General features: G+C 73.0%; 21 protein-coding genes. 6 read left to right on the top strand and 15 right to left on the bottom strand.

Translation table 11 applies throughout. The annotated features are described in order from the left end of the window. The first annotated feature begins 39 nt into the window (after positions 1-39). Genes L3i22_RS40115 through L3i22_RS40100 form a run of 4 tightly spaced genes read left to right on the top strand, consistent with a single transcriptional unit; the run spans position 40 to position 4,366 of the window. A complete protein-coding gene (locus L3i22_RS40115; protein WP_221322683.1) occupies positions 40-1,296 on the top strand; it encodes a nucleotide sugar dehydrogenase in 1,257 nt (418 codons plus the stop codon). 11 nt (positions 1,297-1,307) lie between these two features. After that, the gene (locus tag L3i22_RS40110; protein WP_221322682.1) at positions 1,308-1,967 is read left to right on the top strand and encodes a sugar transferase; all 660 of its coding nucleotides are present in this window, start codon (positions 1,308-1,310) and stop codon (positions 1,965-1,967) included. Further along, positions 1,957-3,093, top strand: coding sequence for a hypothetical protein (locus L3i22_RS40105; RefSeq protein WP_255657529.1), 1,137 nt, complete (start codon positions 1,957-1,959; stop codon positions 3,091-3,093). The genes L3i22_RS40110 and L3i22_RS40105 overlap by 11 nt, the downstream gene beginning before the upstream one ends. Positions 3,094-3,130: 37 nt before the next feature. Then, the gene (locus L3i22_RS40100) at positions 3,131-4,366 is read left to right on the top strand and encodes a hypothetical protein (protein ID WP_221322681.1); all 1,236 of its coding nucleotides are present in this window, start codon (positions 3,131-3,133) and stop codon (positions 4,364-4,366) included. 63 nt (positions 4,367-4,429) lie between these two features. On the opposite strand, the gene L3i22_RS40095 is transcribed toward L3i22_RS40100, so the two are convergent. The 3 genes from L3i22_RS40095 to L3i22_RS40085 form a co-directional block, all read right to left on the bottom strand. Beyond that, complete coding sequence (locus tag L3i22_RS40095; RefSeq protein ID WP_221322680.1) at positions 4,430-5,611, bottom strand: PQQ-binding-like beta-propeller repeat protein; 1,182 nt, start codon at positions 5,609-5,611, stop codon at positions 4,430-4,432. A gap of 208 nt (positions 5,612-5,819) precedes the next feature. Then, positions 5,820-7,772, bottom strand: a complete 1,953-nt coding sequence (locus L3i22_RS40090) for a M48 family metalloprotease (protein WP_221322679.1) — start codon at positions 7,770-7,772, stop codon at positions 5,820-5,822. Then, entirely contained in the window at positions 7,769-8,209 is a 441-nt protein-coding gene (locus tag L3i22_RS40085; protein ID WP_221322678.1) for a hypothetical protein, read from the bottom strand. The genes L3i22_RS40090 and L3i22_RS40085 overlap by 4 nt, the downstream gene beginning before the upstream one ends. A 324-nt stretch (positions 8,210-8,533) precedes the next feature. Here L3i22_RS40085 and L3i22_RS40080 point away from each other — a divergent pair, with 324 nt between their 5' ends. Beyond that, a complete protein-coding gene (locus tag L3i22_RS40080) occupies positions 8,534-9,373 on the top strand; it encodes a chlorophyllase (RefSeq protein WP_221322677.1) in 840 nt (279 codons plus the stop codon). Position 9,374: 1 nt separating this feature from the next. On the opposite strand, the gene L3i22_RS40075 is transcribed toward L3i22_RS40080, so the two are convergent. Both L3i22_RS40075 and L3i22_RS40070 read right to left on the bottom strand, forming a co-directional pair. Next, entirely contained in the window at positions 9,375-10,358 is a 984-nt protein-coding gene (locus L3i22_RS40075) for a magnesium transporter CorA family protein (protein WP_221322676.1), read from the bottom strand. 1 nt (position 10,359) lies between these two features. After that, entirely contained in the window at positions 10,360-11,265 is a 906-nt protein-coding gene (locus L3i22_RS40070; RefSeq protein WP_221322675.1) for a WD40 repeat domain-containing protein, read from the bottom strand. A 166-nt stretch (positions 11,266-11,431) separates the two neighbouring features. On the opposite strand from L3i22_RS40070, the gene fdhA reads away from it, so the two are divergent. Then, positions 11,432-12,628: a formaldehyde dehydrogenase, glutathione-independent gene (gene fdhA, locus L3i22_RS40065; RefSeq protein ID WP_370644284.1), complete on the top strand. Its 1,197-nt coding sequence runs from the start codon at positions 11,432-11,434 to the stop codon at positions 12,626-12,628. Between the two features lie 58 nt (positions 12,629-12,686). Here the strand turns inward: fdhA and L3i22_RS40060 are convergent, their stop codons facing one another. The 10 genes from L3i22_RS40060 to L3i22_RS40015 all read right to left on the bottom strand — a co-directional run bounded on the left by L3i22_RS40060 (position 12,687) and on the right by L3i22_RS40015 (position 26,784). Beyond that, complete coding sequence (locus L3i22_RS40060) at positions 12,687-13,496, bottom strand: intradiol ring-cleavage dioxygenase (RefSeq protein WP_221322673.1); 810 nt, start codon at positions 13,494-13,496, stop codon at positions 12,687-12,689. A gap of 140 nt (positions 13,497-13,636) precedes the next feature. After that, positions 13,637-16,867 carry a hypothetical protein gene (locus tag L3i22_RS40055; protein ID WP_255657527.1) on the bottom strand — a complete coding sequence of 1,077 codons (3,231 nt, stop codon included), beginning with the start codon at positions 16,865-16,867 and terminating at the stop codon, positions 13,637-13,639. A gap of 7 nt (positions 16,868-16,874) precedes the next feature. Beyond that, complete coding sequence (locus L3i22_RS40050) at positions 16,875-18,326, bottom strand: GGDEF domain-containing protein (protein WP_221322671.1); 1,452 nt, start codon at positions 18,324-18,326, stop codon at positions 16,875-16,877. Positions 18,327-18,371: 45 nt separating this feature from the next. Beyond that, positions 18,372-19,385, bottom strand: coding sequence for a GNAT family N-acetyltransferase (locus L3i22_RS40045; RefSeq protein WP_221322670.1), 1,014 nt, complete (start codon positions 19,383-19,385; stop codon positions 18,372-18,374). A 25-nt stretch (positions 19,386-19,410) separates the two neighbouring features. Continuing rightward, positions 19,411-20,619 (bottom strand): FAD-dependent monooxygenase, encoded by a 1,209-nt coding sequence (locus tag L3i22_RS40040; protein WP_221322669.1) that lies wholly within the window; start codon positions 20,617-20,619, stop codon positions 19,411-19,413. Between the two features lie 12 nt (positions 20,620-20,631). Beyond that, on the bottom strand, positions 20,632-21,654 hold the full coding sequence (locus tag L3i22_RS40035; RefSeq protein ID WP_221322668.1) for a GNAT family N-acetyltransferase: 1,023 nt from the start codon (positions 21,652-21,654) through the stop codon (positions 20,632-20,634). 10 nt (positions 21,655-21,664) lie between these two features. Beyond that, positions 21,665-22,810, bottom strand: a complete 1,146-nt coding sequence (locus L3i22_RS40030; RefSeq protein ID WP_221322667.1) for a hypothetical protein — start codon at positions 22,808-22,810, stop codon at positions 21,665-21,667. Beyond that, positions 22,807-24,018, bottom strand: coding sequence for an O-antigen ligase (locus tag L3i22_RS40025; RefSeq protein ID WP_221322666.1), 1,212 nt, complete (start codon positions 24,016-24,018; stop codon positions 22,807-22,809). Before L3i22_RS40025 ends, L3i22_RS40030 begins: the two co-directional genes overlap by 4 nt. Further along, positions 24,015-25,286 carry a lipopolysaccharide biosynthesis protein gene (locus L3i22_RS40020; RefSeq protein WP_255657526.1) on the bottom strand — a complete coding sequence of 424 codons (1,272 nt, stop codon included), beginning with the start codon at positions 25,284-25,286 and terminating at the stop codon, positions 24,015-24,017. The genes L3i22_RS40025 and L3i22_RS40020 overlap by 4 nt, the downstream gene beginning before the upstream one ends. After that, a complete protein-coding gene (locus tag L3i22_RS40015; protein WP_221322665.1) occupies positions 25,279-26,784 on the bottom strand; it encodes a polysaccharide biosynthesis tyrosine autokinase in 1,506 nt (501 codons plus the stop codon). Before L3i22_RS40015 ends, L3i22_RS40020 begins: the two co-directional genes overlap by 8 nt. Positions 26,785-26,786 lie beyond the last annotated feature (2 nt).

The following is a 26,786-nucleotide window of genomic DNA, read 5'->3' as shown; positions in this document are numbered from 1 at the left end:
CGATCAAAATCCGATTTGCGTACGAAGGGAAGCGTCCCGATGCGGGTAGTCATCGCCGGCCAGGGCTATGTCGGACTGCCCCTCGCGGTCCGGGCGGCCGAGGTCGGGCACACCGTGGTCGGCTTCGACGTCGACGACGAGCGGATCAAGCGGCTCGCGGCCGGCGAGTCCTACGTCGACGACATCACCTCCGAGCAGCTCCAGCAGGTCCTGGCCGGCGGGAAGTTCCTGCCGTCGTCGGACCCGCGGGCCTGCGCCGGCTTCGACATCGCGGTGATCGCGGTGCCCACCCCGTTGCGCGACGGCACCCCGGACCTGCGCTACATCGAGGAGTCGGCCCGCACCCTGGCCCGCTACCTGCGACCCGGCGCGACCGTCGCGCTGGAGTCGACCACCTATCCCGGCACCACCACCGAGCTGGTCGGCCCGCTGCTGGAGGAGGGCTCCGGGCTGATCGCCGGCGAGGACTTCCACCTCGGGTACAGCCCGGAGCGGATCGACCCGGGCAACCGGCAGTGGCACCTGGCCACCACGCCGAAGGTGGTCTCCGGGATCAACCCGGCGTCGCTGGCGAAGGTGCGGGCCTTCTACGACTCGGTGGTGGAGACGACCGTGCCGGTCTCCGACCCCAAGGTGGCCGAGCTGGCCAAGCTGCTCGAGAACACCTTCCGGCACGTCAACATCGCGCTGGTCAACGAGCTCGCGGTGTACGCGCACGACCTCGGCATCGACGTCTGGGAGGCGATCGACGCGGCGTCGTCCAAGCCGTTCGGGTACATGCGGTTCGTGCCCGGGCCCGGGGTCGGCGGGCACTGCCTGCCGATCGACCCGTCCTACCTGTCCTGGCGGGTGCAGCGGACGCTCGGGCAGAGCTTCCGGTTCGTGGAACTGGCCAACGACATCAACAACCACATGCCGGACTACGTCGTACGCCGGCTGGTCGTGGGTCTGAATCACCGCCGCAAGGCGGTCAACGGATCCACGGTGCTGCTGCTCGGACTGGCCTACAAGAAGAACAGCGGGGACGCCCGGGAGTCGCCGGCCCGCAGGGTTGCCGCCCTGCTGCTGGAGATGGGCGCCGAGGTCCGCGCCGCGGACCCGCACGTGGTCGAGGACACCCGGGTCGACCAGCGGGTCACCCGGGTCGCGCTGACCGCCGAGCAGGTGGCCGACGCCGACGCCGTGGTCCTGCTCGCCGACCACGACGCCTTCGACCTGGACCTGGTGGTGGAGCACGCCCGGTACGTCCTGGACACCCGCCACCGCCTCACCGGAACCACCGTGGAATCGATCTGAACGGGGGAATCGTGGACCTCCTGCGCCCGACCTGGAACCTACTCAACCAATTCGTCGCCCTGATCGCCCTGCTCCTGCTGGCCCCGCTGATCCTGGGCGTCGCGCTCTGGGTCCGGATCGCCGACGGCAAGGGCGTGCTCTTCGTCCAGGACCGGGCCGGGCGGAACCGCCGGCCGTTCCGGATGCTCAAGTTCCGCTCGATGGTCCACAACAGCGTCGCGATGAGCGCGCAGCTCGGCATGGCCGACCCGTTCGGCCTGCTGGCGGACGACCCGCGGATCACCCGGTGCGGGAAGATCCTGCGCCGGACCAGCCTGGACGAGCTGCCCCAGCTGCTCAACGTGCTGCGCGGGCAGATGAACCTGGTCGGGCCGCGCCCGGACGTGCTGCCGCAGGTCGCGAACTACTCGCCGGAGGACGCGCGGCGTCTCGAGGTGCGGCCCGGGATCACCGGGTGGGCGCAGGTCAACGGCCGGGACGACATCGACTGGCCGGCCCGGTTCGTGCTGGACCGCTGGTACATCGACAACTGGTCGCCGTGGCTGGACCTGAAGATCGTGTGGCGGACGTTCACCGGGCTGAACCGGGGCGAGCCGCCGGTGCACGTGGACACGCTCAACATCGGCCGGGCCGTCGGCGAGTCCACCCAGGACCTCAGCCGTGCGGTCTGAACCGGCCCACCGGCACGTCCCGGCGCCCCGCTCGGGCGACGGCGGGCCGCGGGAGATCGGCTCCGAGTTCCACTGGGACCCGGGCCTGCTGACCGGCGGCGCGCCGGACCGGCTGCCGGACCGCCGGGAGCTGTTCGCGACCGGGTGCGGGGCGCTGCTCGCGCTGCTGCGGCAGCTGCGGCCGAAGGGGCGGCTGCACGTGCCGTCGTACTTCTGCACCGGGGTGGCCGAGGCGCTCGCCGGGTGCCTGCCGGTGACCTTCTACCGGCACCTGCCGGACGGGCGCGGGCCGCGGTGGGAGACGCTGCGGACCCGGCCCGGGGACGTGGTGCTCGCCCAGAACCTCTTCGGCTGGGACGACCCGCTGCCGTGGAACGCCTGGATGCGGGCCAACCCCGGGATTCCGGTGGTCGAGGACCACTCGCACGATCCGCTCGGCCCGTGGGCGCGGAACAGCATGGCGACGTACGCCGTGGCATCGCTCCGCAAGACCCTGCCGTTGCCGGACGGCGGCCTGCTGTGGTCGCCGGCCGGGCTCGACCTGCCCCGCCCGGAGGGCCCGGAGAGCCCGGGCGCGGCCCAGAAGCTCGCCGCGATGCTGCTCAAGGGCGGGTGGCTGGACGGGCAGCCGGTGCCGAAGGAGAGTTTCCGCGCGCTGCAACGCCAGGGCGAGGGGACGCTGCTCGGCAGCGCCGGGCCGGTCAGCACGGTCACCCGGGCCGTGCTGCCGCTGCTGGACGTGCCCGGGATCCGCGCGGCGAGCAGCCGGAACGCGCATGCTCTGCGGGACGCGCTGGACGGCCGTACGGGAAATGCCGTGGTTCTCGGTCTTGACTGGAATGTGGTCTCCGCGCCCTTCCGGGTGCAGCTCGTGCTGGGCTCCTCGGGGGAGCGCGATCTGCTGGCGGCGACCCTGGCCCGGAACGGGATCTACGCACCGGTGCACTGGCGGCAGGACCGGGCCGGATGGTGGAGCGGCGACGAGGAGGCGGCCGCGCTGGCCGACCGCATGATCACCCTGCCAGTTGATCATCGGTGCAGCTCAGTGGATGTTTCGCGGCTGGCCGAAGTGGTCACTTCGCAGGTCTCGCGCGAATCGAGGACCGGCCATATCATCAGGGCGTGAGAGCGTCCTGCACCCTTGGTGACGGCGGTCGATCGCGATGACCGGCGGTGGCTGGTTCGCGCTGGGGATCGCCGTCTTCGGCTCGCTCTGCTACGCCGCCGGCTCGATCCTGCAGGCCGTCGGCGCCCGGCGCAGCACCGGCGCGGTCTCCACCCTGGGGCATCCGCTCTACCTGATCGGCATCGCGCTGGACATGATGGCCTGGCTCGGGTCGATGATCGCGCTGCGCGAGCTGGCGGTCTACCTGGTCGAGTCGGTCCTGGCCGGGTCGCTGGCCATCACGGCGTTCGCGGCCTGGGCGTTCCTCGGGTCCCAGCTGCGCAAACGCGACGTGGTGGCGATCGTGGTGACGATCTGCGCGCTCGGCGGGCTGGCCCTGTCGGCCGGCCAGCAGCACGTCGTCGCCGCGTCGCTCCAACTCCGGCTCGGGTTCGTCGTCGCCCTGGTCGTCGTGCTGATCCTCGGCGTCGCCGCCACCAAGATCGGGTCCCCGGGGCTGATCGCGTCGATCGGTGGCCTCTCGGTCGGCGCCGCCGCCCTCGGCGGGCGCGCGCTGCACCTGCCCGACGACCAGATGACCACGGTCGGCTCGGCCGCGATGACCATCTTCAGCGAGCCGCTCACCTACGTGCTGCTGGTCTTCGCCGCCAACGGCATGATCATGTATGCGAACGCCCTCCAGCACGGCGACGTCGGCCGGGTCACCGCGGTGCACTGGACCGGCGAGGTGATCGCCCCGTCGGTGATCGCGCTGACCATCCTCGGCGACACGGTCCGGCCCGGCTGGTGGCCGGTCGCCCTGGCCGCCGCGCTGATCACCGTGGCCTGCGCGATCGTGCTGGCCAGCGCGCCGGCGACGGCCACGCTCGAACCCGCCGACCCGCACGCCCTGCCGGCCGGGGCCGAGCCGCACGCGCTGCCCGCGCCGCCGCTGCCGATCCTGCTCGGGGCGCCCGGCCACCCGGTCACGTCGCTCGTCCCGATGGAGGCGTGGCGGCTCGCGATCCCGATCGAGGCGCGGTGGCCGGCGCTGCAGCCGCCGCTGGTCCGGGGCTACGGGACGATCATCTGGTGGGGGCCGTCGTGGGCGCCGCTGCCGATCTGGATCCCGCCGGACCGGACGCTGGTGCCGCGTGACCGGCCGAAGATCGCTGATCGGCCGCAGCGGATCTGGCCGGCGCGGCCCGGGCCGCAGTTGCCGGCCAGCCGGCGGCCGGCTCGCCATCGGGATCTGATCATTCCGGCGCAGCGGCGGGATCAGGACGCGGCTTAGAGTCGTTTTGGCGGTGTGCCGGTTTTGACGGCGCGGCGGTTTGGCGGTTTTGAAGAAGCCGGCTCAGAGTGGGGGTGGGCCGATGGCGACCAGGTCGGGGCCGTCCAGGTAGACCAGGCGGTTCTCGACGTCGGTCAGCGTCGGGGTATTTTTCGGATATTTCCATCGAACGTCGTGTTCGTAGGGGTTGTAGAGCGCGAGCCCCGACCCCGACCGCAGCAACCACAGCGACTCGACCTGGGTCGCCCACGGCTTCCCGTCGTCCGGCGGCGGCACCGAGGCGACCCCGCGATCCCGGTACCGCCGGGACCGATAGCCGACCCCGGGCGTCCAGGTCAGCTCGGCGCTGTCGTCACCCAGCAGATATTCGCCCGCGTCGAGCGGCTCGGCCCGCAGCACGCCGAGCGGACCGAGCACCCCGGCCCCGGGCAGGCCGAGCTCGAACCCCGAGTCGACGATCCGCGCCGGATCGAACGTGCACGGCGCGGCGGCCCGGCCGGCGTCCCGCCACGGTACGTCGAGGCGCCACACCTCCACCCCGATCGCGACCCCGCGGAACGTGCCGCGACAGGCCGGCGCGGCCGGCGGGATGACCACGACGAGCCGGTCGACGAGCGGGAACAGCAGTGGGGTGGCCCCCGGCGGGCGGGGCAGCTCCCACGTGGTCCGGCCGTCCACCGTGGAGACCCGGCTGATCGTGCGGGCGCCGAGCAGGTAGACGCAGGCGCAGTACGCCCCGCCGGCGTGCAGCGTGACCCGTTCGGTGAGCCGGCGGGTCCAGAGCGGCTTGCCGTCCGCGACGCCGAACCCGGCCAGCTCACCGCCGGCCGCCGTGATCAGCCGCTGGTCGTCGTGGGCGAGCTCGGCGTGCGCGGTCAGCTTGCGCTCCCAGAGCGTGCTGCCGTTCGCGGCGGCGAGGGCGCGGACCTCGTCGTCGCCGGCCAGGATCACCGCGGGTCCGACGCGGAACACCGGGTGGGCGCCGGTGATGGCGTACCCGGCGGGCAGGTCCACCGCCCAGGACAGCTTGCCGTCGCGCAGGTCGACCGAGGCCAGGCGGCGGCCCTCGCCGATCAGCGGGCCGTCGGTGAAGTGCCACCGGCCGTCGGCGGGCACCGGGTTCGGCATCCGCCAGCGCTCGGTCAGCTCGACGTCGCTGCTCAGGCGGGGGCCGCTGTCGGCGAAGCAGCCGGTGAGCGCGAGCAGGACGAACGGCAGCAGCAGCGTCAGGAGTCGGCGGGGCACCCGCTCATCCTTGTCGATCTGGACAACCCGCGGCGTCGGCCGGAGAGCGCTGACCGGAAGCGCCAGCAGTCGATCGCCGAGCCGCCGCAGACCGCGGAGTCATCCGGCTCGGGGCGGGCGCGTGGCCACCGCCGTACCGTCGCGGGTTTTCGATTTGCGGCTCTTGGGTTTTCGTTTTGCGGCGGCCGGGCTTTCGTTTTGCGGCGGGCTAATGGGTCGGGCGGCGGCGGAGTTCGGTGATCGAGGAGAGCAGGGCGGCCAGCAGGAACGCCGGCGCGAGCATCGCCAGCGAGCCGGTCAGGCAGCCCCAGCCGGCCGTCCAGACGTTGTCCCAGATGGGCAGGTAGCGGATCCAGATCGCCGCCGAGACCAGCAGGTTCGCCACCGGGGCGAGGGCCAGCCCGGGAACCAGGCCGCGCGGCCCGCGCACGGCGAGCAGGACGGCCAGCACGACCGAACTGGCCGCCAGCGCCGCCCAGAAGTCCCGATAGACGACCTCGTTCGGCCCGGCCGGGGTGGTCAGGACCAGCCAGCGCACCGCCAGCGCGGCGACCGCCGGCACCACCACCAGCGCGGTCGCCGCGAGCAGCCGGCGGCGGGTGGGGCGATGCCAGGACCAGCGGGCGGACAGCAGCCCGAGCAGGGCGACCCCGGCCGCGCACCCCTGGTAGTACCCGCTGAACGTGACGAACTGGGCCAGCCCGCCCAGCCCCCGGGCGGTGATCATCGCGGCGGCGTCCGGGCCGAGCCACAGGGCGCCGGTGAACAGCACGACGTTGAGCAGGACGATCGCCCGCCAGGCCGGGGCCGGCCAGGGCGCGCCGGCGCGGCGGCGGGCCAGGGTGCGGGCCAGGATGCCGCTGAGCGCCGCGGCGCCGCCGACCGTCACCGGGGTGCAGAGCAGCATGGCGGCGCTGCCGTAGAAACCGGCGCCGGCGCCGCCCGGCAGCGCTCCCAGGTTCGCGACCAGGCCGGCCGCGGTGGCGGCGGCCAGCGCCAGGGTGGTGCGGCGCAGCCGGATCGGGCGGCCGGTCACCTCCGCGGCCAGCGCGGCCCGCCACAGCGCGATGCCCCAGGCCGGCGCGATCATCAGGGCGGTGATCAGGCCGGTGAGGTGGGTGGCGTTGATCCAGATCGAGCCCTCGGCGCGGATCGGGACCGACAGGTTCAGCGCCGGGATCGCCATCGCGGCCAGGAGTCCGACCGCGGCGGCGTCGACGGTCCGCAGCTCGGTGGTGCGGGCCGGGTCGTGCAGCGCGGCGATGCGGCGCCGTGCGGACGGGTGCGTCGCGGTCAGCCGGCCGGCCGCCTGCCACCATCGGCGGGGCCGGGCCGGTTGCCCGCTCAGCAGGGGCACCAGGCCGGGCGCGCCGGTCGCCAGGTCGGCCTCGTGCTCGCGGGAGCGCAGCACCGACGACGCGACGACCGCGGCCACGACCAGCAGCACCGTGGCGCGCAGCGCGTTGTTCCAGAAGGAGGCGTGGCCGAAGATCGCCCGGGCGATCTCGAGCGGCGCCTCGACGAGCACCCGCGGTTCTTGCAGGATCGGCCGGCCGAACGTCAGGAACTGCGGCAGCACCAGGGCCGGGAGCAACGCCCACCACAGCCCCCGGGTCAGCCAGACCAGGGTCACGTCCCCGGCCCGGACGTGCGACATCTCGTGCGCGAGCACCGCGTCGATCTGCTCGGGCGGCAGCCGGCGCAGGCCCGGCGGGACGATGATCCGGATGCCGGAGAGCACCCGGACGGTGAACGGCTCCCGCAGGCGCCAGCCGCCGACCAGCACGACCGGGGTCCGGCGCAGGCCGGCCCGCCGCGCGGCGAGCCCGGCGCGCTCGGTGATCGCGGCCTCGGCCCGGCGCAACGGCCCGGCCCGGCGCAGCAACCGGTACGGCAGCAGCGGCATCAGCGCCAGGCCGAGCAGCAGCACGGCGAGGGCCCCGCCGGCGCCGTACCACGTCTTCTGCCCTTCCACCGGAGCGATACACCGGACGAAGGCCGGATAGCTCTCGGTGGTGGTCTCGCAGTGTTGGACGACGGTCAGGTAGGCCCGCCCGTGCAGCGCCGCATAGGTGCTCTGCCCGGCGAACAGGCCGGTTGCCGCGAGCAGCAGGGCGATCAGGCCGTAGCGGGCCGCCCCGGGCGACGGCATCCGGGTCATCCGGCCTGCCCGTCGCGGCGGCGCATCGCCTCGACCGCCTGCGCGGCGACCTGTCCGGCCAGGTCGGGTCGCATGCCCCGCTCGATCAGCAGGGCCGCGAGCAGCGCGATGATCTCGGACCAGTCCGGTTCGGCGGTGGCCGGCACCGGCTCCGGCGCGGGCCGGAACACCCGGGCCAGCCGTTCGCCGGCCGCGGTGCTGAGTCCTTCGATCAGCGGGGTGGCGGCGGCGCCGGCCACGAACGTCAGCGCGGACAGCAGCACCGGCGTCACGGCGGCCAGCTCGACGCCCATCCCGACCGGAGCCCGCAGCCGGTAGGCCCGGGGCGGGGTCCGGATCTCGGCGAGCATCCCGATCTCGTCCGGGTAGTTCTCGGTCACCACGTCGGTGGCGATCGCGACCACCGTCGCGTCCAGCTCGAGCCGTCGGCCGAACATCCGTCTCCCTCCGCGTCGCAGGCTGCGAAGGTGGCACGGCGGCGGTGTTGATCGCAGGTTCGTGAAACCCGCGAAATCCCCGGAATAGCGCCCGATTCGCTGCCGGGTTCAGCCCATCGAGGACCAAAACCCTCGGCGGTACGGACCTGAACCGCCCGCCGCCACCGAAAAACGCGGCCCGGCGGTCCGCCGCGCCCCGGCCGCGCGTTGCGCGTCCGGCGGTCCGCCACCCCACGTGGCCGACCTCTCCTTGCGAAACGGAACTAGGTTCCGTATCTTTCAACCGAGCCAAGCGGAACACAGTTCCGGATCAAGGAGAGTCCCATGAGCGTCATCTCGGTACGCCCGGTCACGCTGCCGTCCCCCGGCCGCGGCGACGACCTTCAGGTGCGCGTCACCGCCCCACTGGCCGGCGACCACCTGCCGGTCATCGTCTTCTCGCACGGCTTCAGCCAGTCGATGGACGGCTACGCCCCGCTCACCGACTTCTGGAGCGAGCACGGCTTCGCGGTGATCCAGCCCACCCACCTCGACTCCCGCGCGCTGACCGTCGCGCCCGGCGACCCGCGCTACCCGGACATCTGGCGGCACCGGGTCGACGACCTGGTCCGCGTCCTCGACCACCTGGACGTCGTCGAGGCGGCGGTCCCCGGGCTGGCCGGTCGCCTGGACCGGGACCGGATCGCGGTCGCCGGGCACTCGTGGGGCGCCCAGTCGGTGAGCATGCTGCTCGGCGCCCGGGTCGAGGGCCTCGACGAGGACCGCACCGACCCGCGGGTCAAGGCCGGTGTCCTGCTCGCGCTGACCGGCACCGGCGGCGCGAAGCTGACCCCGTTCGCGGCCGAGCACTTCCCGTTCATGAACCCGGACTTCAGCCGCCTGACCACCCCGGCCCTGCTGGTGGCCGGCGACAAGGACCAGTCGATGCTGAGCCCGGTCGGCCCGGAGTGGTTCACCGAGGCGTACGCGCTCAGCCCGGGCATCCGCACGCTACTGACCGTGCACGGCGCGGAGCACTCGCTCGGCGGGATCAACGGCTACCTCAGCACCGAGACCACCGACGAGAGCCCGGAGCGGGTCGCCCTGATCCAGCGGGTGACCACGGCGTTCCTGCGCGGCGAGACGATGACGGCCGGGTCGCTCGGCCGGCTCGACACGAAATAGGTCACCACCAGCCGCGGCGCTTGGCCCAGACCAGCAGCAGCGCCGACATCACCGCCATCAACACCAGCACCACGCTCAGCCAGGGATAACTCGTGCCCTGGTTCACGATGAGGTTCATCCCGAAGACCGACGACAGGGCCGTGATCGGCAGCGTGACCACGGCGATCACGGCCAGTCGCTCGGCCGCCACGGTCATCTTGGTGTCGCTGCGGGTGCGGTAGAACTCGATCACGCCCTGCAGGTACTCCTTCTGGCTGTCGGCCACGCCGTACACCCGGGCGAACTGGTCGACGATGTCGTCGAGCAGCGGCCGGGCCTCGGGCGGCACGGTCCGGTTGATGGTGGCGAGCCGGCCGTAGATCTCCCGCCCGAGCGCCCCCATCGCCCGGACCGCGATCAGACCGTGGCGGGCGCGGAACATCTCGTCGAGGAACTTCTCCGGGTTGCCCAGATGGCCACTGGTCACCCGCTGCTCCAGCTGCCAGACGAGCTCGGTCTGGTGCTCGATGAACTCCTCCAGGCGGCGGGACAGGGCCGCGACCACGCCGTACGAAAGCTCCCAGCCGGAAGCCGGACGGAAGCGGCCCGCCCTGAGCCGCCGCAGCACCTCGTGGGTTTCCCGGAGCGCGGATTCCGCGGGCACCGCCGGGTTGACCGGGCCGTGCACGGTGACCAGGTAGTTCGGCCCGATGAACTGGTCCAGCTCGACGTAGTGCACGTGCCCGTTGGCGCCCAGCTCGGGCGCGTGCAGCACGACGAACGCGTGATCGGTGTAGACGTGCACCTTCGGCACCCGGTTGCGCTCGGCGCTGTCCCGCACGGCCTGCGGGTGGAAGCAGAAGACCTCGGTCAGCACCCGGACCGCGGCCTCGTCGCAGACCGGGATGTCGACCCAGACCACGCCCTGGCCGGCGGCGAGCAGATCGGGCAGCTGGTCGATCGGATGCCCGGTCAGGCCGTCGGCGGTGATCAACCAGAGGTCCATGTCAGACCCGTCGGTCGGGATGTGTCTGGCCCAGCGGTCGCAGCTCGACCTTGCCGTCGAGGGTACCGATGGCCAAGGTCAGCTGGCCGTAGTGGTGCAGCACGGTGGCGCACCGGCCGGGCGCCGCCTCGCCGACGCGCTCGCCGGTCTCCGCGTCCCAGCGGTGCACGACCTGATCGTGCCCGACGGTGATCAGTTGCGGACGCCCGTTGACCTCGACCGCGGTCAACGACCCGACCGCGTAGCTGTCGATCACCACCGGCGCGCCGATCGCCTCGCCGGTGATCGCGTCCCACCGGTACAGGTCGGCGGTCGCCGCGGCGATCAGCTGCCGCCCGTCCGGCAGTGACACCGGCGTGATCGCCCCGATCACCTCGTCGCCGACGTCCAGCGCCGGGCCGATCTGCGCGCCGGTACGCGGGTTCCAGCGGCGCACCGAGCCGCTCCGGTCGCCGGCGCAGATCACCGGCACGTCCGGCTGGTCCAGCTGGTTCAGCACGGTGATCGCGGTGACCTGGTCCCGGTGCACGCCGAGCGGCTCCAGCCGGGTGCCGGTCCCGGCGTCCCAGCGCAGCAGCGGGTACGGCGGGTGCCCGGACCCGGCGATCAGCGTCCCGGCCCAGGTCGCCAGCGGGAAGACGAGGGCCGACTTGTCGGGCAGGAACGCGGGCTCGCCGGTCCGCGGGTTCAGCCAGGACAGGCTCTCGTCGGCACTGACCGCGATCAGCGGGTCGCGCCACCCGGTCGGGACCGCGGCGATCTCGTTGATCTTGGTGAACGGCGCGGACGAGCTGACCAGCTGGCCGGTCCGCGGGTCGTGGACCTGGATCGTCGTGCCGTCGGAGGAGAGCAGCATGTCGACGCCGTCCAGCGGCAGCGTCGTCAGATGCAGCGCATCGATGATCACGACCGGATGATGCCATTGAATGAGCGCAATGGGTTTTTCGACGCGCCTTGCCAAGTACCGAGGGTTCAAATTCGGCGGACAGACGAGAAATATCGGCCTTGAGTCAACCCGACGATGGGAGATGACCATGGGCAACAGAGCCGTTGTCTACCAGGGTCCCGGTCGCGTGACGATCCAGGACATCGAGTACCCGGCGTACGAGGTGAAGGACGGCCCCGGCGTCAACAAGCTGAACGTCGGACGGCGTACCCCGCACGGCGCCATCCTGAAGACGGTCACCACCAACATCTGCGGCAGTGACCAGCACATGGTGCGTGGCCGGACCACCGCCCCGGAGGGCCTGGTCCTGGGGCACGAGATCACCGGGGAGATCGTCGACGTCGGGCCGGACGTCGAGTTCGCCAAGGTCGGTGACATCGTCTCGGTGCCGTTCAACATCTCGTGCGGGCGCTGCCGCAACTGCAAGGAGCGCCGGACCGGGGTCTGCCTCAACGTGAACCCGGACCGGCCCGGCTCGGCGTACGGCTACGTCGACATGGGCGGCTGGGTCGGCGGCCAGGCGGAGTACGTGATGGTCCCGTACGCCGACTGGAACCTGCTCCGCTTCCCGGACCGGGAGCAGGCGCTGGAGAAGATCCTCGACCTGACGATGCTCTCGGACATCTTCCCGACCGGCTACCACGGCTGTGTGAGCGCGGGCGTGACCACCGGCTCGACGGTCTACATCGCCGGCGCCGGCCCGGTCGGCCTGGCCGCGGCCAGCTCGGCGTTCCTGCTCGGCGCGGCCGTCGTGATCGTCGGCGACCTGAACGAGGAGCGGCTCGCGCAGGCCCGCAGCTTCGGCTGCGAGACGGTCAACGTGTCCCGTGGCGAGCCGGCCGAGCAGGTGCAGCAGATCCTCGGCCGGGACGCCCCGGCGATCGGGCAGGCGCTGGTCGACTGCGCCGTCGACGCGGTCGGCTTCGAGGCGCGCGGGCACGGGCGGGACTCGCAGACCGAGCAGCCGGCGTCGGTGCTGAACTCGCTGATGGACCTGACCCGGGCCGGCGGCGGGATCGGCATCCCGGGCCTCTACGTCACCGGCGACCCGGGCGGTGTCGACGAGGCCGCGAAGGTCGGCTCGCTCTCCCTGCGCCTCGGCCTGGGCTGGGCGAAGTCGCACTCGTTCGTCACCGGCCAGTGCCCGGTGATGAAGTACCACCACGGGCTGATGATGGCGATCCTGCACGACCGGGTGCAGATCGCGAAGAACGTCAACGCGACCCCGATCCCGCTCGACGAGGCCCCGCGCGGCTATCAGGAGTTCGACCAGGGCGCGGCCCGCAAGTACGTGATCGACCCGCACGGCATGGTCCGCAGATGAGGCGAAGGGGCCCCGCCGGCTGCCCGGTAGGCGGGGCCCCGCTCTCACCGGTCGACTCTCACAGGTTGACCGAGATGGTCAGGTTCGCCACGTAGCCGGCCGACACCGAACCGGTCACCGTGGCCATCTCGCGGGCCGCCAGGTCGTCCCGGAACACCATGTCGGTGGCCAGGCTGATCCGGCTCAGGTTGGTCACGCTGGCGGAGTACCCGGTGGCGCTGGAGTACACCGTCTGGGACACCGCCTGCGGCAGCGCGATCTGCGACGTCTTCCGGATCGGCCCGGCACCGCTGGTCGCCGCGGCCAGCGACGAGTACACCTCGAAGTGGATGTGCGGCCAGCGCCCCGAGTAGCAGCCCGGGAAGATGCTGGTGAAGGTGGCCACGCCGGACGAGTTCGTCACCTGGATGCCGCGCAGGTAGTTCTCGTTGGTCACCCCGGACGAGTACAGCGAGTAACGGCCGGCCCGGTCGCAGTGCCAGGCGTAGATCGCCGCCCCGGAGACCAGGCTGCAGGCCAGGTTCTGCACGGTGAGCGAGAACTGCAGCGGCACACCCGGCGCGGTGGTCGTCGACGTGCCGAAGCTGGACCGGATGTCGCTGCGCACGATCCCGGACTGGACCCGGACGTCGGGCCCGTTGGAGCCGTCGGCCGGGTAGGGCCCGGCGGTCTCCGACTCGACCTCGGCCAGGCACGCGGCGGCCGCGGCGGCATCGGCCGCGCCGCCCCCGGCCAGGCCGCCGCCGATCACCGCGGCCGCGCCGACCCCGCCGGCCACCGTCAGCATCCGCCGCCGGGACATCGTGGGCAGGTCGAACTGCAGTCCTTTGTCGTGCACCTCGCGTACGTAGGCGTCGTTGTCTTGCATCTCTTCACCTCAACTGATGGGGGACTGAGGACGGCGAGTAGCAAAACATCGAAGTCTATGAATGACCTGTGGTTGATCTCCGCCGGTCGCTCCGGCGGCATATTTCTTGGGTCATACCGATCCGGTTACGGCGCCGGAGCTCAGTTCATCGAGATGGTGACCGCGTCGTCGCGAACGTCCGGGTCGGGGTGCGACCGCAGCGCCACCACCAGGTCCCGCCACCGCCCCGCCCAGCCGAACCCGGCGCCGGCCCGGACCAGCCGCCCGGCGAACAACCCGGCCGCCAGGTCCCCACGCCAGATCAGCCGCTCGATCAGCTCCTGCAGGACGGCCGGCTCGGCCAGCGCCGGAACACCGTTGAGCCGCGCCCCGACCCGCTCGGCGAGGTGGACCGCGACCACCGGGCGTCCGGCGCACTGGTCGGCGATCTCCATCAGGTTGTCCAGCTGCCCGATCCGGACCAGTGCGGCCAGCCCGACGGTCCGGTAGCCGGGCCGGGCCACCAGGCCCCGCAGCGCGGCGACCAGGGCGGACCGGTCGGCGCCGGGCGACAGCCGGCTGCCGTGGATGCCGGCCGCGTCCGCCAGGGTCTCGACCCGTCGCCGAGCCGGCAGGTCATTGCCGGGCTGGGCATCCGGATCCGCCCTCGCGGTCAGCCGATCGAGTGCCAGGCCCAGCGCGCCGCCTCCGGCGGCGCGCAGCAGACCCGAGGCCGCGATGTTGACCAGCCGCTCGCCCAGGTCGGTGAGCCGGTCCACGACCAGCTCGGTGACGTCGCCGGTCCACCCCGCCCAGCTGTGCAACTGGCCGAACGCGACCGCGCGGACCTCCCGGTGGTCGGCACGGCAGGCGGCGACGATCAGGGCGGCATACCGGGCGCGGTGGGCGGCGGGGATCGCGGACGGCAGCGTGCTTAGCACGGCCCGGCGCTCCTCGCGGCTGCCCGCGACGGCCCGGTCCAGGATCGTCCAGCTCGCCTCGGCGTCGAGCCGCTGCCGGGCGGCGCCGGTGATCGCGGCCCGGACGTCCCGGTGCTGGCCCGGCGCCAGATACGCGTCGAGCAGCCGGTCCATCGTGCCCGGCGGGCCGTGCTGGGCCAGGATCCGCACGGCCTCCTTCCGGCTGGTCACCTTGGCGCCGGCGGCCGGGTCGAGGAGCGCCTCGAACGGGGGAGCGAGGGTGGCCGGCGGGACGAACGTGGCGGCCCGCGCGGCGGCGTAGATCGCCACCCGGGCCCGGTCGTCGCCGGCGTGCGCGAGCAGCACCGGCAGCGCCAGGTCCGGCCGGTCGGTCCAGACCAGCGCACCCAGCGCGGCCTCGGCGATCGGGACCTCGGGCGAGTCCACGTAGCGCAGCACCAGCTCCCGCCCGGCCGCGCCGAGCCGCGCGGCGGCCGTCACCGAGGCGGTCCGCGGCCACCGGTCGGCGCCGGAGTCGGCGATCGCGGCGGCGAGCTGCGCCAGGAGGGCCGCCTGCTGCCGGGGCAGCCACCGCTGCGGGTGCCGGATCCAGCCGGGCATCCACATCGACCGGCGGTCGGCGAACCGGCCCGCCCGCGAGCCGCCGAGCACGTCGTCGAGCAGGTCGGTACGCCGGTTCGCGACCACGTCCCAGACCGGCCCGAGTCGCACCGCGGACGGGTCCGCCGCGAGCACCTCGCCGACCCGCTGGTCGCGGAAGCGAGGGTCCGCCAGCCAGCGGGTGATCGCGGCCTCGGCCACCCACGGCAGGGTGTCCGGCCCGGCCGCGCGGCCCAGCAGCTCCTGCAGCCCGGGCAGCCGGTGGGCCCGCTGCCCGAGCGCGTCGGTGACGGCGAACAGCGGCGCGTACCGGCCCCGCTCCAGGTTGGCCTCGACCCACGGGCGGAGCCGGTCGAAGACCATCGTCTCCTGGCCGCGGCGCAGCACCCGGTCGAAGCGGTGCAGGGTCGGCACGGTCGCCGCCGAGCTCAGCAGGTCGATGGTGAGCAGCGCCCAGTCCCGCAGGTCGGCCACGTCGACGTGGTGCCGCAACGTCGCGGTGGCGAGCCGGCTCAGCGCGGCCGTGGCGCCGGCCGAGGTGTCCCGCGCCTCGATCGCGTCGGTGGTGACGGTGGTCAGCTCGGCCGCCGACGCCGCGGTGAGCAGGCGGGCCACGCCGGCCAGCCCGGTCAGCGCGGCCGTCCGGACCGGATCCTGCTCGTTGCGCAGCCGGGTGAGCCGGGTGACCAGCGCGGCCACGGCCGCCGGGTCCCGGGATCGCCCGGCCGCCCCGGCCAGCCGGGTGTACGCCTTCGCCCGCTCGCCCGCGTCCCCGGAGCGCAGCGCGATCTCCTCCGATGCGACGACGTCCGGCCAGGCCAGGTACGCGGTCAGGTCGAGCGTCCACTCCTCGCTCTGGCGGACCCGGTCGAGGGCGAGCATCCGCCGCACCTCCCGGATCCGGTCGGCGGCCGGCAGCAGCTCCAGGACCTCGTACGCCGGAATGTGCCGCGCCGGATCGACGTCGGCCAGCGAAGCCTGGTAGATCGCCGCCCGCCGGCCCGGCGGCAGCGCCCGCAGCAGCGGCGCGATCTTGGGAAGCCGCCGGGCCAGCGGCGCCAGCTCGTGGTCGGGCAGCGTGGCGAGCCGCCGTAGCAGCCCGGGCGGCAGGGTCCGCGTCCGCAGCCGGCCGGCCCGGGCGGGCGCGGTGAGCAGGGCGGCGACCCGGGCCGGGGAGTGTTTGGCGAGCGGTCCGAGATCGGTCAGGCCGTCCGCCGGCGCGTAGCGTTCCAGCAGGTCGAGCGCCTGTTCGGGGTCGAGGACCAGCACCGCCCGGGCGATCCGGTGCCACTGGAGGTCGCGGTCCGCCAGGGTGGCGGCGGCGTCCAGCAGTCCGGTCGCGTAGCCGGCGAACACGGTGGGGTGGCGCCGGGCGATGACCACCAGATTGGCCGCGTGCGCCAGGGCGGGGAGCAACGCCCGTACCGTCGAAGCGCCGCAGGCCGGCAGAAGTGCGGCCGCCTCCCGATCGCCGAAGCGGGCCCGGATCTCGCCGATCAGCGCGTCCGCGAGGTCCGGCGCGGGCGCGCGCCGCAGCGCCCGGCGCAGGCTGCGCCGGTCGACGGCGGCCAGCTCGGTGACCGGGCCGGTGAGCCGCCCGGCCCGCAGCGCCGCGGTGAGCGCGAGCGATCGCAGCGCCGGCAGCGGATCGTGGGTCGCCGCGTCGACGGCCGCGGTGTCCCCGGCCACCTGGGCCGCGACCAGCGCGAGGTGCCGCTGGTACGCGTCACCGGCGCGCAGCTCCGCGCAGACCTCGGCCCGGTCGGGGGCGGTCCGCGCCCAGGCGGCGAGGTGGCGCATCCGCTTCCGGTAGGGCAGCGGGTCGAGCGACTCCAGTAAACGCATGGCCATCATGTGATCATGCGACGCGGGCGGCGGTCACCACGTTGTTACGGCCGCCGCGCTTCGCCTCGTACATGGCCGCGTCGGCGTCGCGGACCAGTTGCCCGACCCCGTGTCCGCCGGGCCGGGCCGAGGTCACCCCGATGCTGGCGCCGATCACCGCGGTCTCGTCGCCCACGTCGAACGCCGCCCGGAACGCCGCCAGCACCCGGTCGGCGACCGGCCCCGGGTCGGTCACGGTCAGCACCGCGAACTCGTCGCCGCCGACCCGGGCCACCAGGTCACCGGGCCCGGCCGCCGCGGTCAGCCGGCGGGCCACCTCGGCCAGCACCCGGTCCCCGCTGTGGTGGCCGTACGTGTCGTTCACCGGCTTGAACCCGTCCAGGTCGATGAGCAGCAGCGACACCGGCCCGGGCGCGCCCGGCAGCAGCGCCTGCTCGGCGCACTCCTCGAAGCGGGACCGGTTCGCCAGCCCGGTCAGCGCGTCGTGGTCGGCCCGGTAGCGCAGGTCGTCGACGAGCGCGGAGAGCTGCCGGGTGAGACGGCGGTTGTCGCCGAGGATGAGCATCTGCCGGAGCACCACCAGCGCGGTCAGCGTCATGCTGAGCATCGCCAGCACCCGGTCCATCTCCTGGCGGGTGGCCTGCATCGCGACGCCGGTGACCAGGGCCAGCAGGAACGGCACGTACGGCAGGTACGCCCGCGGCCGCCCGCCGTCGCTGACCCGGGTCACGCCGCGCAGCTCGGACCGGTGCGGCGCGCCGACCGCGATGACGCCGAACGCGACCAGCCACAGCAGGTCCGGCAGCGCCCCGAACCGGTAGGTCCCGGCGACCGTCTGGTAGGCGTAGGTGGAGTCGGCCGCGAACATCACCACGATGCCGATCGCGGAGATCTCCAGCGGGGTCCGCAGCGCCGGCCCGGAGTCGGCCAGCAGCAGGAGCACCAGGCTGAGCACCACCACGTCGGCGAGCGCGTAGATCACGGTGCCCAGGTTCGTGTCCCCGGACCGGTGCGCCGGGCCGAGGATCAGCGCCCACACCACGAAGAACAGCGACGTGCCGATCATCAGCGCGTCGAAGAGCGTGCGCAGGCTGGCCGAGAGCCGGCCGACCAGCAGCACCGAGGCCAGCGGGGTGGCGACGATGGTGACCGCGAAGCAGGCGTTCGCGATCGACACCACCGGCGCCAGGCCGGTCGCCCAGCCCTGGACCACCCAGATCGCCTCGCCGCCGGCCCAGGCCAGGGCCGCGACGCTCCAGAGGGTGAGCCCGACGCGCATCCGGCCGGTCGCCCGGCGCGCGGCCCGCGCCCAGACGACGGTCACCGTCAGCCCGGCCACGACCAGCGCGGACTGACTGATCCGGCCGGCCACCAGCGCCGGGAACGGGAGCACCCGGACCAGCAGCAGGTACACGGCGACGAACAGGATGGCGGCGATACCCGCCGCTCTTCGCCTCTGCACCATGTCCGCAACCATCGGTCCGGGCCGCGGCCACCTGAGGCAAACCCGTCATCGGTACGGCGGGAACCGCCCACCCAGCGTCTCCGCCGTGACCGCCCCGGCCAGCTCCTCGAACGCCCCCGGATCGGTGATCAGCCGCCAGGTGTGGAACTCCTGCCGGCCCGACCCGAACGCCGCCTTGTACCGGAACAGCGAGTCGTCCACCCCGCCCACCCCGCCGCCGAGGTGGAACACCCGGTTGCCGCGTTCCCGCCCCCACGAGCGCACCTCGTGGTAGAGCAGCTTGTCGGCGTGGAAGATCACCCCGTCCCGGGTCGACTGGAGATGGGTGTGCATCATCCCGTCGTACTCGAAGAAGAGGTTGCCGCCCAGCACCTCGCCGTCGCGGACCGCGGTGGCCAGGTGCAGGTGCCCGCCGAGCGCGTCCCGCAGCTCGCCGAAGTACTCCCGGGCGAAGAAGTAGAAGTCGCGCGCGCCTACCCGGCGCATCGTCGCGTGGTACGTGTCGATCCACGCGTCGTACCGCGCCCAGTCCCCGAAGACCACCTCCACCCCGGCCCGCCGCGCCTTGCCGATCTGGTTGCGATGACTGCGGTGGGTGTCCGCCCAGAGCTGCTCGGGGCTGAGCGTCAGGTCGATCGAGACGGTCTCGCCGTGCCCGACCACGGTGCCGACCGTCTCCAGCGACACCCGCGGCGCCGGTAGCAGCGGGTTCAGCCGGACGAACGTGGTGACGATCCCGTACGTGCCGAGCAGCTCGACCATGGCCCGGGCGGCGCGCGCCCAGAACCCGGTGTCGACCGGCCGCACGTCGCTGACCGGGCCGGGGTAGCCGTACGGCGAGGTCGCGTCGATCAGCCCGGTCTCCGGCACCGGGCGCAGCACGAGGGGGAGGAGCAGGACGTGGCCGCCCTCGTCGTAGCGGAACGCGGTCGCCTCGCCGCCCGAGAGCCGGGCGTCGAGACGTGCGTACTCGGGTAGGTGGTAGATGTCGTGCCGGGTGCGGTCCAGTGCCTCGGCCCACGCGGTGTCGTCGGGTTCCAGCAGGGCACCTTCGGCCATCGGTACTCCTCGATTAAGTTGTCGTCTAGGGGACGGCGGCGCTCAGGCTGCGCGGCGGCCGCCGGCGCGCGCGGTTCCAGCGCCGCGCGCTCAGGGTCCAGCGCAACATCGTGCGCGGAACCGCGCCCTGTGTCGACATGTGCAGCAGGTACCGCCACGCCGGATACTCACCGCGCCGGTCGGACAGGGCGTACGAGAACCGCTTGGCCGGCAGATCCGCGTACTCCGGCATCCGCTCGAACCAGGCGCTGCTGGCTCGCGCCGCGCGCTGCAGCGGGGCGAGCGCCACCTTGCGGCGGTGCTCGTACTGCTCCAGGGCGGCCGACAGGTTCCCGCTCTTCGCCGGGAGCAGGGCGACGGCGTCCGCCAGCGCCATCGCGTCCTGCATCGCCAGCTTGGTGCCGGAGCCGATGGCGAAGTGGGTGGTGTGGGCGGCGTCGCCCATCAGCACCACGTTGCCGTGGTCCCAGCGTTCGGCGGTGACCCGCCGGAAGTTCAGCCAGCCCCGCCCGGCGTCGTCGAGCGGGTGGCCGTCCAGGTGCCGCTTGAAGATCTCCTGCAGCCGGGCGTTGCCGGCCGCCGAGTCCATCCGGTCCAAGCCCAGCCCGGACCAGGTCTCCGGGGTGCACTCCACGATGAACGTGCTGGCGCCCGCGGCGAACGGGTAGGCGTGGAACCAGATCCAGCCGGCCTCGGTCTCCTCGAAGCCGAACGTGAACGTGCGGAACACGTGCGGGGTGCCGAGCCAGATGTACTTGTTGCGGCCGGTCTCCACCTGCGCGCCGAAGTGCTCCGCGGCGCTGTCCCGGATCCGGGACCCGGCGCCGTCGCAGGCGACGATCAGGTCGGCCGCCGGCAGCTGATCGGGATCGGTCAGGTCGTCGGAGTACCGAATGGTCACGCCGAGCTCGCGGGCCCGGTCGCCGAGGATCTCCAGGAGCTTGTGGCGGCCCAGGCTGAAGCCGTAGCCGCCGAGGAAGCTGACCGGTTTCCCGGCCGCGTGCACCTCGTACTCGTCCCATTTATAGGCCGCGTCCCAGATCCGGGCGGCGCTGACCGGGTCGTACCGGAAGAGGTCGTCGAGCAGGTCGTCCCAGAAGACCACACCCCAGCCGTAGGTGACGCCGGCCGGATTGCGCTCCAGCACGGTGACGTCCCGGGCCGGGTCGGCCAGCTTGGCCAGCACCGCGAAGTACAGACCGGCGGGTCCGCCGCCGACGCAGGTGATCCGCATGGCACGCGCTCCTTATCGATACGAGGGAAAGACGCCGGTGAGATCCGCCGGGTCCGCTTCCGGCTTTCGATCAAGGACCAATCGGGCGTACGCCGTTTGGTCCGTCACCATGCGCCAGGTGTGGAACGGGTGCCGGCTGGGCGAGAAGCCGGCCTTGTAGGAGAAGAGCGAGTCGTTCGCCCCGCCCTTGCCCCCGCCCAGGTGGAAGATCTCCGCGCCCCGGTCCTTGCACCAGCGCCGGACCGAGTCGTAGAGCAGCTCGTCGGCGTACCGGCCGCGGGCCCGCCGGGTGGACGAGACGTATCCGGTGGCGATCCCGTCGTACTCGAAGAAGGTGTTGCCCCCGACCACCTCGCCGTCCTCCAGCGCGACGGCGAGGTGCATCCGGTCCCCGACCGCGTCGTGCAGCGCGGCCAGATGCTTGTACGTGAAGAAGTAGTAATCCGCGGCCCCGACGCGCCGCATGTTGTCGTGATAGACCTCGACCCACTCGGCCAGCCGGCCCCAGTCGTCGAAGACGACCTGGGTGCCGGCGCGTTTCGCCCGGTTGATGTGGTTGCGGTGGTCGCTGCGGGTCTGCTGCCACATCTCCTCGACGCTGACGGTCAGGTCCATCGAGACCGTCTCGCCGTGCCGGACCAGCGCGCCGGCCTCGCCGAGCACCGGCGACGGCGCGTTCAGCAGCGGGTGCAGGCGGACGAAGACCGAGACGATCCCGGCCGCCCGCATCGTGTCGGCGAGCGCCTCGCAGGCCGCACGCCAGAACAGGGTGTCACCGGGAGCGGCATCGCTGACCGGACCGGGGTAGCCGTACGGCGACAGCGCGTCCCGCAACTCGGAGCCGGGGATCTCCCGGACGATCAGCGGGATCAGCAACCGCCGGGCACCCCGCTCGAAGTGGAACGCGGCCGGGGTGCCGCCGTACAACCGGGCATCGAGGACGACGTAGTCGGGCACGTGGTACATGTCGTGCGCGACGTGGGCCAGCGCCTCCTTCCACTCCCGGGCCGCCGGTTCGAGCAGCGATGCCGTCATCTACAACTCCTCACGCGCGCAGGATCTTTGCGTTGAGCGCCATGTTCGCGGCGAACTGATCGTTGACCACCTGGTAGGACTCCAGGCGGTGCTGGAGGTTCGGGTCGTAGCGGCCGAGCTTGACGAACCCGTCGGCGATCCAGCCGTTGTCCCGGCCGGTCCCGTCGACGAACTCGCGGTACGTGGTCCCGCCCGGCCAGATCACCCGGGAGAGCAGGCTGCCGAACGCGGTCATGTCCGCCGAGTTCCAGGTGGTGCCCTGGTCGCGGGCCTCCACCACGTACGCCATCACGCCGTTGCCGTGCCCCACGTCCTGCCCGGGCCGGCGGGTCGAGCCCCACACGTCGCTCCAGAAGTACGCGGTCGGCTCGACCGGGTTGCGGGTCATCTGGTTGCGGATCTGGGCGCCGATCGTGGTCAGCACCTGCCGGTACCGGGTGCGCCGGGCGGCGTCCGCGGTGAGCTGGCCCAGGTTCAGCGAGATCAGCGCCCAGTGCGCGGCCATGTGCGTGCGCTCCCGGTAGATGCTCTCCGCGGCGCCCCGGGTGTACCACTTCTCGAAGATGTCGACCTCGGCGAAGGCGAGCAGCTTGTCGTAGCGGGCGCGGTAGGCGGCGTTCGCCCAGACCCGGGTGTTCTGCCGCATCGCGACGAGCAACTGGGTGGCGTACCGCCAGAAGTAGCTCTCGTAGAGCGGCACCTCGTCACCACCCTGCCCGGACTTGCTGGACCCCCAGCCGCGGTACCGGTCACGGAACGTGCTGCGCCCCAGCGTCGTGGACGGCGACGACGCGTCGACCACGTTCTCCACGTAGGCCAGCGCCCGGTCCAGGTAGCGGGTCGTCCCGGTGGCCCGGAACATCGCGATGTTGCCGTCCAGCGTGTACGCCAGATCGTAGTGGTCCTGACTGTCCCGCGACCGGCTCAGCGGCTGCGCGGTCTCCGCCTGGTAGTCCCAGCTCTGCTCGAACACCCCGGCCCAGTAGCTGATCGGCTTGAGCTTCACGGTCACCGACGGGAGCGCCGCCGGGGCCACCCGGTCCTCGGGCAGCGGTCGTGCGGCGCACGGCCGGGCCGCGCTCTCGGCCACCGTCGCCGCCACCACCGAGGTGACGCCGAGCAGCAGCACGGTGCGCCGCTTGTAGTGGGTTGTCATGGTCTTACCGCCTCTTTCTCGCGGGCGGGCGCGGCGGCCGGAACCGTCCGGGCCCGCGCTACCGCGGCCGCGGCGGCCATCGCGGCGAAGATCCAGAAGAGCCGGGCGTCGTAGTAGTCGCCGGAGAACAGGCTGCTCAGCGCCACGAATACGGCCGCCGCCACGGCTAGCCCGGTCATCTGCGGACGGGCGCCGCCACCGCGTACGGTCCTCGCCCACAGTATGACCGCGCAGGCCAGCAGCCCGAGGCCGATCAGTCCACCCTCGGCGGCCACCGCCAGCACATAGTTGTGTGGGTACTCGACCATCTGGTTCACACCGATCAGGCCGTAGAAGCCGTCCAGCCCGGCGCCGGCCACCGGGTGCTCGACGGCCATCCGGATCGCGGCCGCCCAGATGTCGGTCCGGTCCGACAGGTACTGCTCCTGCACGGTCTGCTGGACGAATCGTTCCTCGAACAGGCTGGTGAACGCCGGCGGTGCCGAGAACCAGATCACCACGCCCGCGGTGACCAGGAAGATCCCGGCCGCCAGCACCGGGCCGGCCTTGAGCCGGTGCCGGATCTTCCAGAGCGCGGCCAGGCCGACCGCGCCACCGGCCATCAGCCCGGCCCGCGAGCCGGACAGCACCGCGGCCAGCAGGAACAGCGGCGTGACCAGCAGCGGCAGCCACCGGCGGGAGGACATGAACATCGCGATCGCGCTGATCACGCCGAGGATCTCGATCCGGACGAAGACGTTCGGCCCGCCGCCGAACGCCGAGTAGCGGCCCTGCTCGCCGGGGCCGTTGATGAAGATCGCGGCGAGCGCGAAGACGATCGCGGCGACGAAGAGCAACTGGAACATGTAGCCGATGGCGCGGTCCGGATCGCCCAGCGTCCAGTAGTAGAACGCCAGCGTGAGCACCCCGAGCAGGACCAGGTCCAGGGTCTGCGGGCCGATCCGGGACGCGGCCGGCGCCCAGAGTGCCGAGGCGATCTGGAAGAGGAAGAACAGCAGCGTGGCGACCAGCCAGCCCTCGTGCCGCTTGTCGGTCTTCGTCCGGCGCAGACTCAAGTCGACCAGCAGCGCCACGAGGGCGAACGCCAGCCCGACCACCCGCAGGTCCACCCAGGCCAGGTCCGGGAAGCCGGCCCGGTCCAGGGTGAACCGTCCGCCGATCGCGATCAGGACCAGCAGCAACCCGGGAGCCAGGAAGATCCGCTTCATGCCCGCTCTCTCACGAAGTACGTGGTGATCAGGGCGAAGACCAGGCAGGACCCGTACCCGGCGAGCGAGCCGTAGGCCGCGCCGAGGATCCCCACCCGCGGGATGAGCAGCAGGTACACCGCGAAGCTGACCGCGAACCCGGTGATCTCGGCGACCGAGACCAGGCTGCTGTGCCCCTTGGCGATCAGCAGGCCGAGGCTGACCCGGGAGACCGCGTACAGCCCGGCGGCCACCACCAGCGGCAGCACGACCTCCTTGGCCGGGGCGTACTCGTGGCCGAAGACCGGCACGATCAGCAGGTACAGCCCGCCGGCCGCGAACGGGACCACGACCAGCGAGTAGACCGCCGCGGCCAGCACGATCGGGCGGGCCTGCAGGGCGCCGTCGTTGTGCGCGGCCCGCCACCGGCCCAGCCGGGAGTCGGCGTAGGCGCGGACCGGCCAGGCCAGCAGCTCGGTCATGGTCGCGACACTGGTGTAGAGGCCGAGCGCGGCGGTCGAGGCGAGCGCCGGGATCACCAGGCGGTCGATGCGCAGCATGGCCATGTTCGAGATCGCGGCCGGGAACAGCGACAGGCCCTCCCGGCGGACCTGGCGGTTCAGCTCGCGGCGGGCCGGGGCGGCGTCCGGGTCCGGGGGCAGGCGCAGCCAGATGACCAGGTAGGCGACGGTCGGGATCGCGCCGGCGAAGACGTACGCCAGGAACCAGGTCTCCGGGTGCGAGGTGTGCGTGACGTAGAGGCCGATCAGCATGCCCAGCAGCAGCACCGACTCCAGCACCCGGCAGATCATGAAGTCCCGGACCCGGCCGACCGCGATCGCGACCGACCGGCTGGCCAGCGCCGACGCCTCGACGATCGTGTAGACGACGAGCAGCGCGACGATCTGCGGCCCGGGGTTGCGGTGGTGCGGCGAGGCCACCGTGAAGACCACCGCCCCGGCCAGTCCGGCCAGGATCGGGATCAACAGCAGTTTCCCGTACGCCCGGACGGCCGGCCCGGGCGCGACGTTGTGGTAATTCGCCACGAAGCTGCGCTCGGTCCCGAGCAGCAGCACCTGGGTCGCCAGGTACACCACCTGGAGCAGCAGCGCGACCTCACCGCGATGGGTCGGGGTCATCGACCGGACCATCAGGATGTTCGCGGCGAGCGCCACCACGCCGGTGAGCACCTGCGAGGCCAGCAGCTGGATGTAGGACTCGCGGAGCTGCCCGCGCACGAACCCGAGCGGATCGGCGCGGCGTGGGGCGACCCCGGTCAGCTCACTCACCTTTCTCCGGCTCCTCTGGCTCGGCCGGCTCGTCCTCGCCCGCGGCCAGCGCGGCCTTGACCACCCGGGCCCGGCCGCGGACCACACCGTTGGGGGTGCGCGGCGCCGGCGGGGTGCTGACCGGGGCCGGCGCGTCCGGCTGGTCCGGCTCGTCCAGCGGGATCAGCAGCTCGGCCGGCGGCACCTGGGCGGCGGCCGCCCACGCGTGGCCGGTGGGCAGCTTGCGCGGCAGGGCGTTGAGGACCGCGCCGGCCACCTTCGCGCCGATCTTCTCGAGCAGCTCCAGCGAGCGCTCGACGTCCGCGGTCCGGGTCTTGTTGGCCCGCACGACCAGCAGCGCGCTGTCGGTGACCGCGCCGAGCACCGCGGCGTCGGCCGGGCCGTTCAGCGGCGGCGCGTCGACCAGCACCACGTCGAAGCGCTCGGTCAGGGTGCGGACCGTGGCCGGCAGCCGCGGCGAGGCGAGCAGCCCGCCCGGGTCCGGCACGTGCTCGCCGGCCGGCAGCACGGTGAGCCGCCCGTTCAGCGACTCGCGCAGCACGTCCGGCACGTGCGCGGTGCCGGAGAGCACCTCGGCGAGCCCGGGCACCGGGTCGAGCGAGAGGAACCGGCCCACCCCGGGCGAGCGCAGGTTCGCGTCGACCAGCACCACCCGGGCCCCGGTCTCGGCCAGCGCGATCGCCAGCCCGCAGCTGATCGCGGTGGTGCCCTCCTTGCGCCCGGACCCGGCCAGCATCAGCGCCCGGCCCCGCGGGTTGCCCCGCCGGCCGTCGGTGATCGCCGGCAGCAGGCTGCGCAGTCGCCGGAACGCCTCGGCCAGCGCCTGGTCGGGGTGGTCGCCGCGGCCGTCGCGGCCGTCCAGCGAGATCACCCCGACCGTCCCCAGGCCGAGCCGGCGCAGGTCGTCCTCCTCGGCCACGGTCCGGCCGGCCGCCTCCCGGATCGCCACCGCGATCGCGCCGATCAGCAGGCCGAGCACCGCGGCGAAGCCGGCGTTGCGGGCCAGGTTGCTCGGCTGCCGGACGGTCTCGGCGTCCTGCAGGACGGAGATGTTCGGGGCCGGCCCGCCGTCCGCCGGGTTCGCCGGCGCGATCTGCTTGGCGAGCGTGACCAGCACGTCGGCGGCGGTGGTGACGATCGCCCGGCTCTTCGCGGCGGACGGGTCGGTGGCGGAGATCTGCAGCAGGTCGGTGCCCTCGCTGACCTGCGCGGCCAGGCTCTTGCGCACCTGGTCGGCGGTGACCTGCTCGGGCCCGAGCTTGGTGACCACGCCCTGGGCCACCCGCGGGCCGGTGAGCAGCGCGATGTAGGAGTTGAGCCGGCGGGCCTCGGCGTCCGGGTCGCCGGTGCCGGCCGAGACGAACAGGATCATCGACGACTGGTAGGCGGGTTTCGCGGCCACCGTCAGCCCACCGGCGATCGCCGCGGCCAGCAGCACCGGGACCACCAGCCAGAGCCATCGGCGGCGGCAGGCCCGGAGGTACGCGCGCAGTTCCATGA

It is taken from the genome of Actinoplanes sp. L3-i22 (assembly GCF_019704555.1).
In the GTDB taxonomy this organism is placed as follows: Bacteria; Actinomycetota; Actinomycetes; order Mycobacteriales; family Micromonosporaceae; genus Actinoplanes.
This window is presented reverse-complemented; position numbering and strand designations above follow the sequence as displayed.